Source organism: Comamonas sp. E6 (assembly GCF_001010305.1).
Lineage (GTDB): Bacteria > Pseudomonadota > Gammaproteobacteria > Burkholderiales > Burkholderiaceae_C > Comamonas > Comamonas thiooxydans.
In genome coordinates this window covers 168810-186733 of record NZ_BBXH01000015.1, presented here as the reverse complement: position 1 = coordinate 186733, position 17924 = coordinate 168810, and the positions used below count along the sequence as shown (strand labels likewise).

At 62.2% G+C, this 17924-nt stretch carries 14 protein-coding genes and 2 tRNA genes; 6 read left to right on the top strand and 10 right to left on the bottom strand.

What is annotated here, in order from left to right; genetic code table 11:
* Nucleotides 1-116 precede the first annotated feature (116 nt).
* Nucleotides 117-2366 (top strand): TonB-dependent siderophore receptor, encoded by a 2250-nt coding sequence (locus CSE6_RS14690; RefSeq protein WP_238585706.1) that lies wholly within the window; start codon nt 117-119, stop codon nt 2364-2366.
* Between the two features lie 362 nt (nt 2367-2728).
* Here CSE6_RS14690 and CSE6_RS14685 read toward each other — a convergent pair.
* The 4 genes from CSE6_RS14685 to CSE6_RS14670 all read right to left on the bottom strand — a co-directional run bounded on the left by CSE6_RS14685 (nt 2729) and on the right by CSE6_RS14670 (nt 4506).
* Nucleotides 2729-2819, bottom strand: a tRNA-Ser gene (locus tag CSE6_RS14685).
* A 67-nt stretch (nt 2820-2886) separates the two neighbouring features.
* Nucleotides 2887-2977, bottom strand: a tRNA-Ser gene (locus CSE6_RS14680).
* Between the two features lie 92 nt (nt 2978-3069).
* A complete protein-coding gene (locus tag CSE6_RS14675; protein ID WP_003063190.1) occupies nt 3070-3990 on the bottom strand; it encodes an SPFH domain-containing protein in 921 nt (306 codons plus the stop codon).
* 90 nt (nt 3991-4080) lie between these two features.
* Nucleotides 4081-4506, bottom strand: coding sequence for an NfeD family protein (locus CSE6_RS14670; RefSeq protein ID WP_003063189.1), 426 nt, complete (start codon nt 4504-4506; stop codon nt 4081-4083).
* Nucleotides 4507-4645: 139 nt separating this feature from the next.
* On the opposite strand from CSE6_RS14670, the gene CSE6_RS14665 reads away from it, so the two are divergent.
* Nucleotides 4646-7168: an arginine/lysine/ornithine decarboxylase gene (locus CSE6_RS14665; RefSeq protein WP_059440819.1), complete on the top strand. Its 2523-nt coding sequence runs from the start codon at nt 4646-4648 to the stop codon at nt 7166-7168.
* A gap of 342 nt (nt 7169-7510) precedes the next feature.
* Nucleotides 7511-7702 (top strand): VanZ family protein, encoded by a 192-nt coding sequence (locus tag CSE6_RS26500; RefSeq protein WP_238585705.1) that lies wholly within the window; start codon nt 7511-7513, stop codon nt 7700-7702.
* 91 nt (nt 7703-7793) lie between these two features.
* Here CSE6_RS26500 and CSE6_RS14655 read toward each other — a convergent pair whose 3' ends face one another.
* From CSE6_RS14655 to CSE6_RS14645, 3 genes are all read right to left on the bottom strand, one after another.
* Complete coding sequence (locus CSE6_RS14655) at nt 7794-8756, bottom strand: tripartite tricarboxylate transporter substrate binding protein (RefSeq protein ID WP_238585710.1); 963 nt, start codon at nt 8754-8756, stop codon at nt 7794-7796.
* 158 nt (nt 8757-8914) lie between these two features.
* Nucleotides 8915-10129 carry a CaiB/BaiF CoA-transferase family protein gene (locus CSE6_RS14650; protein WP_187771871.1) on the bottom strand — a complete coding sequence of 405 codons (1215 nt, stop codon included), beginning with the start codon at nt 10127-10129 and terminating at the stop codon, nt 8915-8917.
* Between the two features lie 45 nt (nt 10130-10174).
* On the bottom strand, nt 10175-11110 hold the full coding sequence (locus tag CSE6_RS14645) for a hydroxymethylglutaryl-CoA lyase (RefSeq protein ID WP_059440817.1): 936 nt from the start codon (nt 11108-11110) through the stop codon (nt 10175-10177).
* A gap of 141 nt (nt 11111-11251) precedes the next feature.
* Between CSE6_RS14645 and CSE6_RS14640 the strand changes: the two genes are divergently transcribed.
* On the top strand, nt 11252-11980 hold the full coding sequence (locus tag CSE6_RS14640) for an IclR family transcriptional regulator (RefSeq protein ID WP_034351792.1): 729 nt from the start codon (nt 11252-11254) through the stop codon (nt 11978-11980).
* Nucleotides 11981-12041: 61 nt separating this feature from the next.
* Here CSE6_RS14640 and CSE6_RS14635 read toward each other — a convergent pair whose 3' ends face one another.
* The 3 genes from CSE6_RS14635 to fabI all read right to left on the bottom strand — a co-directional run bounded on the left by CSE6_RS14635 (nt 12042) and on the right by fabI (nt 14619).
* The gene (locus tag CSE6_RS14635) at nt 12042-12947 is read right to left on the bottom strand and encodes a DNA ligase (protein WP_274522625.1); all 906 of its coding nucleotides are present in this window, start codon (nt 12945-12947) and stop codon (nt 12042-12044) included.
* A 178-nt stretch (nt 12948-13125) separates the two neighbouring features.
* Nucleotides 13126-13647, bottom strand: a complete 522-nt coding sequence (locus CSE6_RS14630) for a superoxide dismutase family protein (protein ID WP_034393115.1) — start codon at nt 13645-13647, stop codon at nt 13126-13128.
* Between the two features lie 171 nt (nt 13648-13818).
* Nucleotides 13819-14619, bottom strand: coding sequence for an enoyl-ACP reductase FabI (gene fabI / locus CSE6_RS14625; protein ID WP_003063172.1), 801 nt, complete (start codon nt 14617-14619; stop codon nt 13819-13821).
* Between the two features lie 120 nt (nt 14620-14739).
* On the opposite strand from fabI, the gene CSE6_RS14620 reads away from it, so the two are divergent.
* Nucleotides 14740-16554, top strand: coding sequence for an extracellular solute-binding protein (locus CSE6_RS14620; RefSeq protein ID WP_080746249.1), 1815 nt, complete (start codon nt 14740-14742; stop codon nt 16552-16554).
* 299 nt (nt 16555-16853) lie between these two features.
* A complete protein-coding gene (locus CSE6_RS14615) occupies nt 16854-17882 on the top strand; it encodes a microcin C ABC transporter permease YejB (RefSeq protein ID WP_012837909.1) in 1029 nt (342 codons plus the stop codon).
* Nucleotides 17883-17924 lie beyond the last annotated feature (42 nt).

Sequence of the window (17924 nt, the reverse complement as noted above, 5' to 3'; positions counted from 1 at the left end):
CCGCATCCCCGGCGGGTCAGTTTTGCGTGGAAATTAACAGTCAGCAAGTGAGAGAGTACAGTCTCCCCAGGGGGCCATTGAGCCAAGCGCTGGCGCGCTTTGCGGGGGAATCGGGGGTGACGCTATCCGCGGACTCTGCACTGACCGGGGAGCTCCAGACGGCTGGTTTGAATGGCAGATTTGCCGTCGCTGAGGGCTTTGCGCAGCTGCTGCGTGGTAGCGGGCTTGAGGTCGCGCAAACCCAGCCCGGTATTTTCATTCTGCGCAAAAGCACTCAGGCCCCTGTGGCGGCGGGTGCAGCCCCCAGTCTGGCGGAAGTGCTGGTGACTGCTGCGGCCGAAGCATCGACCTTCTCGGAAGGCACGGGCTCCTATGCTGCACAGCTCGTCACGATCGGCAAGAGTGCACAGAGTCTGCGAGAAATTCCGCAGTCGGTGTCGGTGGTGACGCGCCAGATGCTCGAGGATCAGAATATCCAGAGTCTCGATGACGCCATGCGCACAGTACCTGGCGTCACTGTGGAGCCAGGCAGCACGGGGGGCAATCATGGCAATTTCTACCTGCGCGGCTACGCGGTAGATACCGTGCAGATCGACGGTGTCAACACTCCTGCGAGCACAGGCAATGATCTTTCCAGCGGATTCGGCATGGCCATGTATGACCGTATTGAGGTTCTGCGCGGCCCTGCAGGACTGTTCCAGGGGGCCGGCGACCCTGGCGGCTCCATCAATCTTGTACGCAAGCGCCCCAAGGCACAGCGGGAGTTCAGCACGCAACTATCGGCCGGCTCCTGGAATCGCTACTACGCCGAGGCGGACATGAGCGGGCCTCTGAGCAGTGATGGACGCATACGCGGGCGTCTTGTCACCGCCTACCAGGACCAGGGCTCTTTTGTGGATCATGTGTACTCAAGGAAGCCGTTGATCTATGGCGTGCTGGAAGCCGACCTCACTCCGTCAAGCACGCTTACCGCCGGAGCCAGTCATCAGCAATACAAGGGGCGTCCCGCCTTCGGCCTGCCTGCCTATCCGGATGGACGCCTGCTGGATATTCCGCGCTCCAGCTATCTGGATCCCATCTGGAACCACATCACCGAACGCAACACCGAGTACTTCGCAGAATTTCAGAATCGCCTGGACAATGGCGGGCAGATCAAGCTCAATGCGACCTACCGGGAGCAGGATGAACCCTCTCGCCTGTTCGGCTGGTCGGACTGCGCGGCCGACCCTGCTACCGGCGACAGCTGCCTCATCAGCTGGGCTTACCGCAGCCACTGGAAGACCCATGGCCTTGACGGCTTCATCACCACGCCGTTTGCCGCGCTGGGCTCATCCAATAATGAGCTGACGCTGGGAGCGGACTATCGCAAGGTGCACAAGAGCTTCAAATACGGCGGCGGAGACGGTGCTCCCATCAATATCTTCGATCCCGACAACAACGTTCCCAAGCCTGCGAATTACAGCTTCTCCAACGGCAACGACAACCGAACCGAGCAGTACGGGCTCTATGGACGAATCAATCTGCGCCCGGCCAGCGGCGTGTTGCTCAGCATGGGAGGGCGCATGACCTGGTGGGACAACCATGCCGTCAATCGCAATGCCTATTTCAACCAGTTCTCCGAAACCGATACGCGCATCAGCGGCAAGTTCACTCCCTATGCGGGAGTCGTGTTCGACCTGAGCGAGCAGTTGTCTGCCTATGCCAGCTACACCCGCATTTTCGCGCCGCAGACCGCCAGCGATGCTGAGGGCATGACATTGCGCCCACGCGTGGGCCAGCAGTACGAGGCAGGCCTGAAGGGCGAATGGCTGAACAAACTGCTCAATGCCCGTGCGGCTGTTTTCCGCATGGAGGACAGCAATCGTGCAATGACCGATCCGGCCAATCCGCTGTTTTCCCTTGCCGCTGGCAAGATGCGAAGCCAGGGGGTGGAGGCGGAAATCAACGGTCGCATAGCTCCGGGCTGGAATCTCGCTGTCGGATACGCGTACACACAGACCAAAACGCTGGAAGGAACACCGGACGAGAAAGCTCAGCTCTATACCTTCATCGCTCCGCGCCACAGCTTCAACCTGTGGACACGCTACCAGTTCGGTTCGGGGCCTCTGGAAGGCTTCAGTGTGGGTGGCGGTCTGCGCAGCGTCAGCCGGATGTACCGCCTCAATGGTGACGTGAAGTTCTCTCAGGGTCCGGTGACTACGGCTGCACTGCAGATCGGCTATCGCTTCAACAAGAATCTGGATGCAACGCTGACCGTCAACAATGTCTTTGACAAGGTGTATTACCAGCGTGTCTGGGCGGCCTATGGCTCCAACTACTATGGCGAGCCGCGCAATGTGATGCTGACACTGCGCGGCAAGTTCTGAGCTCCATGCCAAGGGGGCTGGGTAGCCCTTGAAAGCCGAGGCAATACAGGCTCGAGAGCCCAGGCGCACAAGCGGGGGCGGAGCTATCGCTTTTCGTCTGGGTTGGCGTTGCCATTCAGCGCGTCAGTACTTGCTGCGCTGGGCTTGCCAGCAGGCAGCTTGAGCACTGCGGCTGTTTGTGTGATGCCTAGCCTGAAGCAGTTGCTTGGTACGCATGGGCTGTTAGTTCCCGTGGTATTCGCCGGGGCTGAGTTGGATGAACATAGCGCAGCCATCGCTGAAAGGTCCATTCAAATCTCCTTCCAGGGGAGAAGCGCACCAAAGAAAAAAGGCCTTGAATTTCTTCAAGGCCTTTTGTCATTTGGCGGAGCAGGCGGGATTCGAACCCGCGGTGGGCTATTAACCCACACACGCTTTCCAGGCGTGCGACTTAAACCACTCATCCACCGCTCCACAGCGATCCCAAAATACTTCATTTCTGAAGTAAAAAACCAAGTGTGGTCGACTTGATTTTAAAATCTGGCGGAGCAGGCGGGATTCGAACCCGCGGTGGGCTATTAACCCACACACGCTTTCCAGGCGTGCGACTTAAACCACTCATCCACCGCTCCGTGTGATGAAGCCGCTATTCTAACCAGAAATTTCGACCTCAAAATGAAAGTGCAGAAAGTTCTTTTCTGCACGCAGCCTGAAGCAAGCAGGCTCAGGCGCTCTTGCCCACCTGAACCATCTTCATGGCAGAGGCAATCAGGCCGGAGACCTCGGTCATGTTCGCAGGAATGACCAGAGTGGTGTTGGAGTCCGCTGCCACCTTGCTGTAGGCCTCCACGGCGCTCTCAGCCACCTTGAGCTGAACGGCCTGCTCGCCACCGGGCTGGCGAATGGCCGTGGCCACGCGCTCCAGCGCCTGTCCGGTGGCTTCGGCCACGGTGGTGATGGCGGCAGCTTCACCTTGCGCCTTGTTGATGGCGGCTTGCTTCTCGCCTTCGGAGCGGGCGATGAAAGCTTCGCGCTCGCCGGTGGCAATGTTGATCTGTTCCTGGCGTCGACCTTCGGAAGCTGCGATCAGGGCGCGCTTTTCGCGTTCTGCCGTGATCTGGGCCTGCATGGCACGCAGGATTTCAGCGGGCGGTGTCAGGTCCTTGATTTCGTAGCGCAGCACCTTCACGCCCCAGTTCAGCGCGGCCTCGTCGATGGCATTGACGACCTGGGCGTTGATCATGTCGCGCTCTTCAAAGGTCTTGTCCAGCTCCAGCTTGCCGATCACGCTGCGCAGCGAGGTCTGGGCGAGCTGGGTCACGGCCATGATGTAGTTGGACGAGCCATAGCTGGCGCGCATGGGGTCGGTGACCTGGAAGTAGAGAATGCCGTCCACGGTCAGCTGCGTGTTGTCGCGCGTGATGCAGACCTGGCTGGGCACGTCCAGGGGAATTTCCTTGAGGCTGTGCTTGTAGGCGATGCGGTCCACGAACGGGATCAGAAAGTTCAGGCCGGGTGTGAGCGTGCCTGCGTATTTGCCCAGACGCTCCTTGACCCATGCATGCTGCTGGGGAACCACCTTGATCGAGCGGACGATGAAGATGACGGCAATGATGGCGATGGCGAGAGGGACTGCGTAATCCATATTGTCTCCAGCCCTTGTGGGGCGTTGGTGTGAAGAAAGAGAGCGAAGCGTTCCGGCGTCCAGCATAACCATGCCGGGGCCGGTCGATGATCAGATCTTGTCAACCAGCAGGCGGTTGCCAATGACTTCGGCCACGCGATGCGGGCCCGGGATGGGCAGCGCGCCCTGGCGTCCCATGACGGTCCAGGTGGCGCCGCGATAGCGGACCTGGGCCGTGCCGTCGGTGTTCCACTGTTCGATGACCACGGTTTCGCCCACATCCAGGTTGACATCGCGATTGCTGGAAGCGGGCTGTCTGCGCGGGCTGCGCTTGCGCAGCAGATAGCAGACGAGGACGGCACCGGAGCCCAGCAGGGCCGCAGCGACGATCTGGCTGCTGGTGCCCAGGCCGAAATGAGCGCAAAGCGCTCCGGCAATGGCACCCAGAGCCAGCATGAGGAGATAGAAAGTGCCGGTCAACAGCTCCGCAATGACCAGCAAACCGACAAGCAACCACCACGCGGTGGAGTGATCCATACCTGAGCTCCTGTTAAGGCCTGTATTTAGTGCACCACATTCTGGGTTAAAAACAGCCTGTTTCAAAGCCGCAATAAGGATATTCCTTACACTTCGCGGCTGTTTCGTTTTTTAGGCCTGATTGGTACGGAGGCTGTTCATGAAGTTTCGCTTTCCCATCGTCATCATTGACGAGGACTATCGTTCCGAGAACACCTCGGGACTGGGCATCCGCGCCCTGGCTCAAGCCATTGAAGAAGAGGGCTTTGAAGTCCTGGGCGTGACCAGCTATGGCGATCTGTCGCAGTTCGCACAGCAGCAAAGCCGGGCCAGTGCCTTTATTTTGTCGATCGACGACGAGGAATTCCAGCTCGGCGGCGACAAGGACCCCATCATTCACAGTCTGCGCGACTTCATCGGTGAAGTGCGCCGCAAGAATGAGGAAGTGCCCATCTATATCTACGGCGAGACCAAGACCAGCCGTCACCTGCCCAACGACATTCTGCGTGAGTTGCATGGCTTCATTCACATGTTCGAGGACACGCCCGAGTTCGTGGCCAAGCACATCATCCGCGAAGCCAAGAGCTATCTGGAGAGCGTGCAGCCTCCGTTCTTCAAGGCACTGCTGGACTACGCCGAAGACGGCTCTTACAGCTGGCACTGCCCCGGTCACTCGGGCGGCGTGGCCTTTCTCAAGAGCCCCGTGGGCCAGATGTATCACCAGTTCTACGGTGAGAACATGCTGCGCGCCGACGTCTGCAATGCCGTGGAAGAGCTGGGCCAGTTGCTGGACCACAACGGCGCCATCGGCGAGTCCGAGCGCAATGCCGCGCGCATCTTCAATGCCGATCACTGCTACTTTGTGACTAATGGCACATCGACCTCCAACAAGATCGTCTGGCACCACACCGTGGCACCCGGCGATGTGGTGGTGGTGGATCGCAACTGCCACAAGTCCATCCTGCACTCCATCATCATGACGGGTGCGATTCCGGTGTTCCTCAAGCCCACGCGCAATCACTTCGGCATCATCGGTCCCATCCCGCAGAGCGAGTTCTCGGTCGAGTCCATCCAGGCCAAGATTGCCGCCAACCCCTTGCTCAAGGGCGTGGATGCCAAGGCCGTCAAGCCCCGCGTGCTGACGCTGACGCAGTCCACCTACGACGGCGTGCTCTACAACACCGAGACCATCAAGGGCATGCTGGACGGCTATGTGGCCAATCTGCACTTCGATGAAGCCTGGCTGCCCCACGCTGCCTTCCATCCCTTCTATGGCAGCTATCACGCCATGGGCAAGAAGCGCAAGCGCCCGATGCACTCGGTGGTCTATGCCACCCAGTCCATCCACAAGCTGCTCGCTGGCATCAGCCAGGCCTCGCATGTGCTGGTGCAGGACAGCCAGACCGAGAAGCTGGATCACCCTCTGTTCAACGAGGCGTATCTGATGCACACCTCGACCAGCCCTCAGTACAGCATCATTGCCAGCTGCGACGTGGCTGCCGCCATGATGGAGCCGCCCGGCGGCACGGCGCTGGTGGAGGAGTCGATTGTCGAGGCACTGGACTTCCGCCGTGCCATGCGCAAGGTGGAGGACGAGTTCGGCGACGACGACTGGTGGTTCGAGGTCTGGGGCCCTGAAGCCCTGGCCGAGGAAGGCGTGGGCACGGCCCAGGACTGGATCATCCGCGGCACAGACGCATCGACCAAGACCCGCTCCAAGAAGAACGGCAAGGAGTTCGACAACTGGCACGGCTTTGGCGATCTGGCCGATGGCTTCAACATGCTGGACCCGATCAAGTCCACCATCGTCACGCCCGGCCTGGATCTGGACGGCGACTTTGCCGATACCGGCATTCCTGCGTCCATCGTCACCAAGTACCTGGCCGAGCATGGCGTGGTGGTCGAGAAGACCGGCCTGTATTCCTTCTTCATCATGTTCACCATCGGCATCACCAAGGGCCGCTGGAACACCATGCTGACCGCGCTGCAGCAGTTCAAGGACGACTACGACCGCAACCAGCCGCTGGCGCGCATCCTGCCCGAGTTCTGCCAGCAGCACCGCCGCTACGAGCGCATGGGCCTGCGCGATCTGTGCCAGCATGTGCACGAGCTGTATGCCAAGTACGACATCGCACGCTTGACGACCGAGATGTATCTGTCGGATCTCAAGCCCACGATGAAGCCCTCGGATGCCTACGCGCATATCGCGCAGCGCAAGACCGAGCGCGTGGAAATCGACCATCTGGTCGGCCGCACCACCGTGGGACTGGTCACGCCTTACCCGCCCGGAATTCCGCTGCTGATTCCCGGTGAAGTCTTCAACAAGAAGATCGTTGACTACCTGGTGTTCGCGCGCGAATTCGCCAAGGAATGCCCGGGCTTCGAGACCGATATCCACGGTCTGGTCGAGCTGGAAGACGAAAACGGCGAGATCCGCTACTACGCGGACTGCGTGGCCGAGCAAAGCGTCAAGCCTGTGGCAGTGAAGAAGACTGCTGCCGTGAAGAAGCCCGCTGCCAAGAAGACGGCTGCCAAGAAGACGGCTGCGGCGCCCGTAACCACGCCAGTTGCCAAGACGCCTGCCAAAAAGCCGGCAACAAAGCCGGTAACAAAGGTGGCAGCCAAGTCCGCCGCAAAGCCTGCGGTGAAGGCTGCGGCCAAAACGGCAAGGAAAGCTGCATAAGCCTTGGCCTTTGCAAGGTCGGGGCGATCCCGGCCTTTTTTTGCACATCAGCCCGGAGTGCCTGCACTTCGGGCTTTTTCATATCCCTGCCATGCATTCATTCCTGCAACCGGCTGGCGCCGTGCCTCTGTGGAAGCGGTTGGCGGCAGCCAGCCTGGGCTGGGCCTTGTTCATGCTCTGGGGCTGCCTCAATGAGACAGGCAGCAGCGGTGGGCTGATTCTCAGGCTGCTCCCGTTTCTGCGTGGCTTCGAGCACACGGACAAGCTGGTGCATGCCGGCCTGCATACGGTGCTGGGGGGCTGCTCTGCTGCGCGGGGCTGGCGCGTGCGCATGCTACGGGCTTGCGCTGGGCCGCCGGGCAAGCACTGGCCGTGGTGCTGGTCTGTGCCGGCTATGGCGGCGTGATCGAGCTGCTGCAGGCCGGCGTCGCCCCCACGCGGTCAGCCGAGTGGCTGGATGTGCTGGCCAATGCCGCGGGCGCGAGCCTGGCTGTGCTGTTCATTCAGGGGCTGCGCTACATGAAACAAAAATAGTAGCTGCTTGCGCTTGACCTGTATCGTACATAGAAATGAATCTATTTGAAATATAGGTGGTTATTGCGCAGGCAGCTACTGATTTTGATGACTATTCCAGAGTGATCTTCGCGTCGCGGATGAGCGCGGCCCAGCTGGCTTGCTCCTTTTGCAGATAGGCCTGGGCATCCTGCAGGCTGCCCCCCATGGGTGTGCTGCCTTCGGACTGCAGCTGTGTGAGCACTGCAGGGTCCTGCAAGCCGGTGTTCACTGCGGCGTTGATCTTCTGCGCCAGCGCTGCAGGCGTGTTCCTGGGGGCCACGATCAGCTTCCAGTCCACGGCTTCAAAGCCCGGAAAGCCGGACTCGGCCACGGTGGGTACCTGGGGCAGGATGGCAAGACGCTTGGCCGAGGTCACGGCCAGTGCGCGCAGGCGCTGGCCCTTGATCATGGGGTAGACCGCCTGAGGCGTGCCGAACATATAGTGGGTCTGCTTGCCCAGCAGATCGGTCACGGCCGGCGCGGCGCCTTTGTAGGGTATGTTGAGCACATCGATCTTGGCCTTGAAGGACAGCATTTCCCCCGCCAGATGGCCGACGGTGCCCGTGGAAGCCAGACCTTGCTTGATGGCTCCAGGCTGGGCCTTGGCTGCGGCGATCAGATCCTGCAGCGATTTCCAGGGCGAATCGGTGGGCACGACCAGCACCACGGGCTGCGAGGCCACCAGCGCCACGGGAAGCAGATCGGTCTTGGCGTTGAACGGCATGCTGGGTAGCAGCGAGGGATTGATGGCCAGATTGGCGGTCTGCCCCATGCCGAAGGTATAGCCGTCGGCCGGCGCCTTGGCGACGGCATCGAGGCCGATATTGCCGCCCGCGCCAGGCTTGTTGTCCACTACGATGACCCAGCGATTCGCGGTCGCCATGCGTTCGCTGATCTGGCGCGTCACCGTGTCGGTGCCGCCGCCAGGCGTGAAGGGCACGACCATGCGTATCGACTTGGCGGGCCATTCGCCGGGCTGGGCCGCAGCACTGCCGGCGGCCAGCGTCATGGCCGTCAGCGCGCATGCTGCCATCGCCAGGCGACGGTTCGGGTGTCGGGAAGAGGGGCTGTATGGCATGGTTTTGTCTCCTGAATGATGGAAATGGGGCGAAAGAATCCCCCGCAGGGCGCGCCTGGGCATCCTGTTCTGGGGGGCGTGGGTCGTGCGGAGCGATGGCCCCGCAGGGGCGCTTAGTCGGGCTGGCCCTGTGCCAGTGCCTGGGCCTGGGCCTGGCTGTAGCCCAGGGCAGTCAGAATCTCCAGGCTGTGCTCGCCGAGCTTGGGCGGCGAGAGGCGCACCTGCAGATGCTTGCCGTCCAGGGTCAGCGGCAGCAGCACGGTCTTGCTGTCGCGGCCGTCGGGCAAGGTGATGGGGGCCAGTGCGCCCGTGGCGTTCAGGTGCGGGTCCTCGAGCAGATCGTGCGGGCGGGCGATGGGCGCGAACGGCAAGCCCTTGTCCTCGAAGACGCTGGCGATATGCGCGGCGCTGTAGCCGGCCATGGTTTCGCGCAGCAGCGGCATTAGCCAGCTGCGGGCCTGCACGCGGTCGTTGTTGCTGCCAAGGCGCGGGTCGTCACGCAGCTGCTCCAGACCAAAGGCATCGCAGAACTCGCGCCAGGCGCCGTCGCTGACCACGGCCAGAAAGATCTGCTCGCCGCCCTGGACTTCGAACACGTCGTAGATCGCCCAGGCCGAGATGCGCGCGGGCATGGGGGCTGCGGGCTTGCCGGTCACCGCGTACTGCATCATGTGCTGGGCGATCAGAAACACATTGTTCTCGAACAGAGCGCTCTGCACTTCCTGGCCCTTGCCGGTCTTCTCGCGCTGAGCCAGGGCGGCCATGGCTCCCATGGCACCGAACATACCGCCCATGATGTCGTTGACACTGGTGCCCGCGCGCAGCGGGTCGCCGGGCCGGCCCGTCATATAGGCAAGGCCCCCCATCATCTGCACCACCTCGTCGAGGGCCGTGCGGTGTTCGTAGGGGCCGGGCAGAAAGCCCTTGTGACTCACATAGATGAGGCGTGGGAATTGTTGCTTGAGACTTTCATAGTCCAGGCCCAGCTTCTTCATGGTGCCGGGCTTGAAGTTTTCGGTCACCACATCGGCCGTGGCGATCAGCCGCAGCGCGGCTTCCTTGCCCTCGGGGGTCTGCAGATCCAGCGTCAGGCTTTTCTTGTTGCGGTTGAACAGCGGGAAAAAGCCCGAGCCCGAGCCGAGCAGCTTGCGCGTGGCATCGCCGTTGCGGCCGTGGCCCACGGGCTCGACTTTGATGACTTCGGCGCCCAGGTCGGCCAGCATCAGGCCGCAGCTGGGGCCCATGACCATATGGGTGAACTCCACCACGCGGATGCCGCTATAGGGCAGGGGGGAGGAAGTCTCGGCGGTTTCGGTTGAGGCGTGCATATTCATCTCTTCTTGTCTTCGGCTCATGGGCGAGCCGCTGTGTGATCAGTAGCGCTGAGGCACAAAGCCCTTGGGCAGGCCCGCAGGTGGCAGCATGCCGTAGAGCGCCTCGCCCGGCAGGCCGGCGGCCAGCGTTTCTCGCGCTGCAAGCAATCGCTCAATGTCAATGCCGGTGCGCAGCCCCATGGCTTCGAACATGAAGACCAGATCTTCGGTCACCACATTGCCCGAGGCGCCGGGGGCATAGGGGCAGCCGCCCAGTCCGGCCTGGGAGGCGTCGAAAGTGCGCACGCCGGCTTCATAGGCAGCCAGGCAGTTGGCCAGGCCCAGGCCTCGGGTGTTGTGCATATGTGCGGCACCGGCCTTGTCGCCGAGTTCGTTGCGCAGGCGTGTGAACAGGCGCTTGACCTGGGCCGGGTTGGCCATGCCCGTGGTGTCGGACAGGCCCGATTCGTCGGCGCCGGCGGCCACGCAGGCGGCAGCCAGCGCAATCACCTCGTCCTCGGGCACCAGGCCCTGCAGGGTGCAGCCGAAAGCGGTGGAGATGCCGGCCTCGATATGCACGGCAGGGGCGATCTCATCGCGCAGCCTGGCGATGGCGCGCACTTCTTCCACCATCTGCGCGGGTGTCTTGCGCACATTGGCCATGGAGTGCGCGGGGCTGGCCGATACGGGCAGCGTGATCTTGTGCGCGCCGGCGCGCATGGCGGCTTCGGCGCCCTTGAGATTGGGCACCAGGGCCATGATGGTGACGCCGGGATGGGTGACGGCGTGGCGTACGACCTCGGCGGCATCGGCCATCTGCGGCAGCAGTTTGGGCGAGACAAAGGAGCCGACCTCGATCTCCTGCACGCCCGCTGCCACCAGAGCATCGATCCATGCATGTTTGTGGGCCGTGCTCATGGTGGCCGAGATCGACTGCAGGCCGTCGCGGGGGCCGACTTCGCTGATCAGGAGATCGAAACGCTGGGGGAATGACATGGTTGCCTCACTTGGATTTCATGCTTGCATTGCGGCTGGCACAATGCTTTAATGATGTTCTGTCTGATAGAACTTAATTCTTTCTATTGAAATATTGCCTTGCGTACTGATGCCCTGTCAAGATGCGGGGCAGGAGTTTCCATGCCGCGTAAATCCCTGAATGAATCCGTAGCCGACGAAAATGCCGCACCTGGCGGTGTGGCTGCAGTGGACCGCGCTCTCAGCGTGCTGAGTGCATTCCAGGATGGCGATGCCGCGCTGAGCCTGGCCGAGCTGGCCGAGCGCACCCGGCTCTACAAGAGCACGGTGCTGAGGCTGCTGGCCTCTCTGGAGCATGGCGGCTGGGTTCAGCGCCAGGATGACGGGCGCTATGCGGTGGGCCCGGCCGTGGCCAGGCTGCATGTGGTTTATGAGCAGAGCTTTTCGCTGGATAAACTGGTCATGCCGGTGCTGCGCGCACTGGTTCAGGCCACGGGCGAGAGCGCTGCCTACCATGTGCGCCAGGGGCGTGAACGCCTGTGTCTGTACCGTGTGGATTCGCCGCACCCGGTACGCGATCATGCGCGTGCCGGCGATCTGCTCCCCCTGGATAAGGGAGCTGGCGGGCGTGTGCTGGTCGCTTTCGATCCGGAGCTGGGCGACTGGGTGAAGAAGAATCGCAACCACTATGCGCGTGTACGGGCCGATGGCTACGAAGCCCTGGTGGGCGACAGACATAGCGAGATCGCCGGCATCTCGGCTCCGGTCTTTCGCCGCAGCGGGGAGCTGGCGGCCGCCCTGACGCTGACCATGCCTGCGCATCGCTATGACGAGCGCTATGTCAAAAACGTGCTGCAGGCCGCGCGCGACCTGGGGGCGCAACTGCCGTAGGTTTGGGCGCCCTGGGCTTGAGGCGCAGGGTCGGCAGTCGCAGGTAGCGATGAAGCCAGAGTCACGGGCCTGCCGGCTCGGGCTGAAAGCCCGGCTCGCTGCGTACGCGCAAAAAGCGGGCAAAGCGCGGCAGCCCGCTTTTTTCGTGCAGGCCCTGGTAGCGGTAGGTGACCCAGCTGCCGAGCGCGGGCGGACTTTTGCGCATCTGCACCGTCAGTCCGGAGCCCAGTGAAAACTGCTTGCCGTCCGGGGTCTGCACCAGCAGCGCACCCGTCATGCCCTGCCATTGTCCGCGTCCGTTTTTGTAGCCTATGACCCGGGCTTCGGCATCATCGAAAGGCTTGAGCTTGAGCAGATCGTCGCTGCGGCCCGGGCGATAGGGGGCGCTGCCTTTGTGCAGCATCAAGCCCTCGCCGCCGCCTTTGACGACTGTGTGCAGCCATTGCCGCAACTCGGCTTCCGAGCCCAGCTTGCGCTGCTCCACCATCTGCACCCAGTCCTGGGCAATGGCCCCGACGGTGCGCTGCAGCAGCGGCAGGCGCTGGTCAAAGCTGCCCGGAGCCGCGGGCAGATCAAACACCATGAATCTCATCTGGCGCCAGGCCCGATCGTCCGGGATGGCCTGTGCCGTGGTGGACTGGGCATGGGAAAACCGGCCGCGTCCGGCCCAGAGCTCGCCATCCATGGGGGTGGCCGGCCAGTCCCGAACAAACCACTCTGGCGTCGCGATCGGCTGCCCGCCACGGCTGACGAGCTGGTGGCCGTTCCAGTAGCCGCGTACGCCATCCAGTTTCTCGCTGACCCAATAGTCCTGCAGCGGCAGGCCGCTGCGCCAGACCTGGGCCAGCATCAGCGAAGGCGGCTGTGTCGTGGTCTGGGCCCGCACGGCAACAAAGCCCATGCAGAGACAGGCACAGACCAGCCAGAGAATGCATTCCCGCAGGGGGCGATGCCGTGGCTCAGGCATGGCTATCTCCCGGTAAAGAGGCAGCTCATGCTAGAGCGCGGAGCCTATGCTGTCGATGCGGGTACGAACCCATATCAAAAAACATGGCTATCAGCGGCTTATCCATAAGTAATTGCGGTGATTTCAATGAAAAAGCCGCTGCAGCCAGGCAGCGGCTTTTGTCAAAGGGGCAAGACCTTCAGTCGCGGCTGATGACGGCGCAGGCGATGCGCGCGCCGGCATTGCCCGTGGGCTGGGTGGTGTAGTCGTCGGGCTGTGCATGGACAATGACCGCCCGGCCTATGACATTGCCGGGGCCGGCCAGCAAGGTGATGTCTGCCGACTGTACGTTGACGGTGGCCACGCCGTTGGAGTCGGCCTTCAGGCTGGGCAGGTCGCCCATATGGTGCTGGGTCGAGTCATATTTGCCATGCGGATTGCCCAGCGGGTTGAAGTGGCCGGCAGCGGCATTGCCATTGTCGCCACAGTCGCCCTTGTCGTGGATGTGAAAGCCATGCTCGGAATTGGGCTTGAGGCCGTGAATCACGGCATTGACCATCACCTGCTGGCCGGTCTTCTGGGTGAATTTCACATCGCCGCCGACCTTGCTACCCGAAGTGGCCTGCAGCCTGGCGATGGCCTGGGCGGGCTGGGGCTCGGGGGTGCTGCAGGCCGTCAGGGCAGCAGCGGATGCGGTCAGGATGAGAAAACGATATGGCATGTAAGCTCCTCTTGAATATTCGTCAGAACCATAGAGAAAACACTGTGAACCATAGCGTCAGTGCTTTGCCGCGCTTGTAGGGCAAGGGCCAAGATGTTGGGCACGGCCCCAAAAACAAAGCCCCGCAGGCTGCTGAGGCCTGCGGGGCTGGTGTCGTCAAAAGCCTGGGGCTCAGACCTGATCGGCAGACAGGCCTGCGGTCTGGCTGAAGCCGCCGTCCACATAGGTGATCTCGGCGGTCACGCCGGAGGCCAGGTCGGACAGCAGGAAGGCCGCGACATTGCCCACGTCTTCAATGGTCACGTTGCGGCGCAGAGGAGCGGCGTCGGCCACACGGCCCAGCAGCTTGCCGAAGTCCTTGATGCCGGAGGCAGCCAGGGTCTTGATGGGGCCGGCGGAGATGCCGTTGGCACGAATGGCGCGGCCGTCGGCAGTGCGACCCACGGCTTCTGCCAGGTAACGCACGGATGCTTCCAGCGATGCCTTGGCCAGGCCCATGGTGTTGTAGTTGGGGATGGAGCGCAGAGCGCCCAGATAGGACAGGGTCAGCAGCGAGGACTTGTCGTTCAGGTAAGGCAGGGCTGCCTTGGCCATGGCGGGGAAGCTGTAGGCGCTGATATCGTGGGCGATCTTGAAGTTCTCGCGGCTCAGACCGTCGAGGAAGTTGCCGGCAATGGCTTCACGGGGGGCAAAACCGATGGAGTGCACAAAGCCGTCGAACTTGCCCCAGGTGGCACCCAGGTCGGCGAACAGCTTTTCGATCTGGGCGTCGTCGCCCACGTCGCAGTCGAACACCAGCTTGGAGTCGAAGTCGGCAGCAAATTCGGTGATGCGGTCCTTGAAGCGTTCACCCACATAGCTGAAAGCCAGTTCTGCGCCTTGCTCGTGGCAGGCCTTGGCAATGCCGTAGGCAATGGAACGGTTGGACAGAACGCCCGTGATCAGCAGCTTTTTACCGGCGAGAAAACCCATTGTTGTTCTCCAAAGAAAATTGAAAGAGACGATGGCTGCATCTGTGGCAGACGCGCCATCTTTGAAAACGTATCTGTTCGAACTGGGTGCGAATCAGTCGGGGTAGGGCAGAATTGTCGCATGCGCCATTGGATGATTTGCTCAGCCCTGATTGTCAGCAGCCAAGTTGCCACACCTGCCCTGGCAGCACATGGCTATGCGCTCTGGGGTCAGCCCAGGTACGCGGCCGACTTCAAGCACTTTGACTATGTGAACCCTCAAGCGCCCAAGGGCGGCGAGTTGCGCATGGTCAGCAATCTGCGCTATTCGACCTTCGACAAGTACAACCCCTTCACCATCAAGGGCTCGCCGCCTGCCTATCTGGCGGACATGCTGTTCGAGACCCTGCTGACCCCCAGTCTCGACGAGACGGCCACGGGCTACGGCTTGCTGGCCGAGGATGTTGAGGTGGCGGCCGACGGCCTGTCCGCGACCTTCAAACTGCGCAAGCAGGCACGCTTTCACAACGGCAAGCCCGTGCTGGCCCAGGATGTGAAGCACAGCTACGAGACGCTGCTGAGCAAATATGTCTCGCCCGGCTACAAGACGCTGTTTGCCGAGGTGGCTGCCTGTGATGTGCTCGACGAGCGCACGGTGCGCTTTCGCTTCAAAAAGCCCAACCGCGACCTGCCGCTGACCGTGGGCGCCCTGTTGCCGGTGTTCAGCCGTGACTGGGGGCTGGGCGCGGATGGCAAGCCCAAGGCCTTCGATCAGGTGGTGATGGACACGCCCATCGGCAGTGGGCCCTACAAGATAGGGCCGGTCAAGTTTGGCAAGGACATCAGCTATGTTCGCGACCCTAAGTATTGGGGGGCAGCCTTGCCGGTGCGTGTCGGTTTGGCCAATTTTGACCGAGTCACCATCAAGATCTACAAGGACAACACGGCGCGGCTGGAGGCACTCAAGGCCGGTGAGTTCGATCTCATGCGCATCAACAGCGCGGGCGACTGGGCCAGGCGTCTGACGGGGCGGCGCTTCGCCTCGGGCGAACTGGTCAAGGGCGCGTTCGAGAACAAGCTGCCCTCGGGCTTTCAGAGCTTCTTTCTGAACCTGCGCCGCGAGCAGCTCAAGGATGTACGCGTGCGCGAGGCCCTGGGCCTGGCTTATGACTTTGAGTGGATGAGCCGTCAGATGTTCTATGGCGCATATCAGCGCGTGCATGGATTGTTTGGCAACACCGCTTGCGAAACCACGGGCGATCCCAGCGATGCCGAGTTGGCCCTGCTCAAGCCCTATGAGAGCAGTCTGCCGCCAGGCACGCTGGGGCAGATGGCCCAGCCGCCACGCACCGACGGGCCTGATGGCCTGCGCGGCAATCTGCGGCGTGCGCAGAAGCTGCTGGCCGATGCCGGCTGGACGGTCAGGGATGGAGCCTTGCGCAACGCCAAGGGCGAGCCCATGGTGCTGGAATATCTGGACAGCAGCGAGAGCGGTGTCAAGATCGTCAGCAGCTGGATGCGCAATCTGGAAAAGCTGGGCATCACTCTCAAGGTCCGCAATGTGGACTACGCGCTCTATCAGCAGCGCATGGACAAATACGATTTCGACATCGTGACGCTCAACGTGCCCGGCACGCACAATCCGGGCCAGGAATATGCCGAGCTGTTCGGCAGCGCCGCCGCCGATGTGGAGGGAGCCTCGAACTATGTCGGTCTCAAGAGCAAGGCCGTGGATGCCATCATCGCCCAGATGGCTGCGGCCAAGTCCGAGCAGCAGATGCTGCCCGCCTGCCACGCGCTGGAGCGCATCATCGTCCACGGCCATTACCTGATCCCGCAGTATTACTCGGGCACGCACCGCATGGTCTATGACGCCTGGAAGTTGGCGCTGCCGGGGCAGATTCCGGCCTATTCTCCGGGCGAGCTATGGGCCGTCTATGCCTGGTGGGCCAAGTAAGGTGACCCCCACGCTCCACCGTTGCACGGGTCGCTGCCCCCCGAGGGGGCTGGCCTTGCTTGGGGCGGCCCGGCGCTGCGGCCCAGGTAAAGTGGCCCCCACGCTCCACCGTTGCACGGGTCGCTGCCCCCCGAGGGGGCTGGCCTTGCTTGGGGCGGCCCGGCGCGGCGGCCCAGGTAAAGTGGCCCCCACGCTCCACTGTTGCACGGGTCGCTGCCCCCCAAGGGGGCTGGCCCTGCTTGGAGCGGCCCGGCGCTGTGGCCATCGCCGCCGCGGCTGAAAACAAGGGTTGATCGAAGATGTTTGCCTATATTCTCAAACGCATTTTGCTGATGATCCCCACGCTGCTGGGCGTGCTGCTGCTGACCTTTGTGGTCATCCAGTTCGTGCCCGGTGGTCCGGTGGAGCAGTATCTGGCCGAGGCCAAGGCCGGTGCCGGACACGGCGCCGAAGGTGCTGCCATGAGCTACCGGGGCGGCCAGGGCGTGGACCCCAAGCGGCTCGAAGAGATCAAGGCGCTGTACGGCTTTGACAAGCCGCCGGTAGAACGCTTTGTGCAGATGCTGGGTCAGTTCGCGCGCTTCGATCTGGGCACCAGCTTTTTTCAGAACAAAAGCGTCTGGGCGCTGGTCAAGGAAAAACTGCCGGTCTCCATCAGCCTGGGGCTGTGGACGTTTTTCATCAGCTATCTGGTGGCTGTGCCCCTTGGCGTGGCCAAGGCCGTGCGGGCCGGCTCGCGCTTCGATCTGGCGACCACAATCGTGATTCTCATCGGCTATGCCATCCCGGGCTTTGTGCTGGGCGTGGCGCTGCTGGTCGTCTTTGGCGGGCAGCTGCAGTGGTTTCCGCTGCGCGGGCTGACATCGGCCAATTTCGACGAACTCAGCACCATGGGCAAGGTGGCGGACTATCTCTGGCATATCGCGCTGCCCGTGACCGCCATGGTGGCTGGCAGCTTTGCCGTGACGGCCATGCTGACCAAGAACTCGTTTCTCGAAGAGATCCGCAAGCAATATGTGCTGACGGCCCGCGCCAAGGGCCTGTCCGAGCGCCAGGTGCTCTACAAGCATGTGTTTCGCAATGCGCTGATTCCCATCGTCACGGGCTTTCCCTCGGCTTTCATCGGCGCCTTCTTTGCCGGCGCGCTGCTGATCGAGACCCTGTTCTCGCTCGACGGCCTGGGTCTGCTCAGCTATGAAAGCGTGATCCGGCGCGACTTTCCCGTGGTGCTGGGCACGCTGTATCTGTTCACGCTGATCGGCCTGGTGACCAAGCTCATCAGCGATCTTTGCTATGTCTGGGTGGACCCCCGGGTCAAGTTTGACTGATTTATGCAAGATAAGCCTCAAACTAATGCCCTGCAAGCGCAA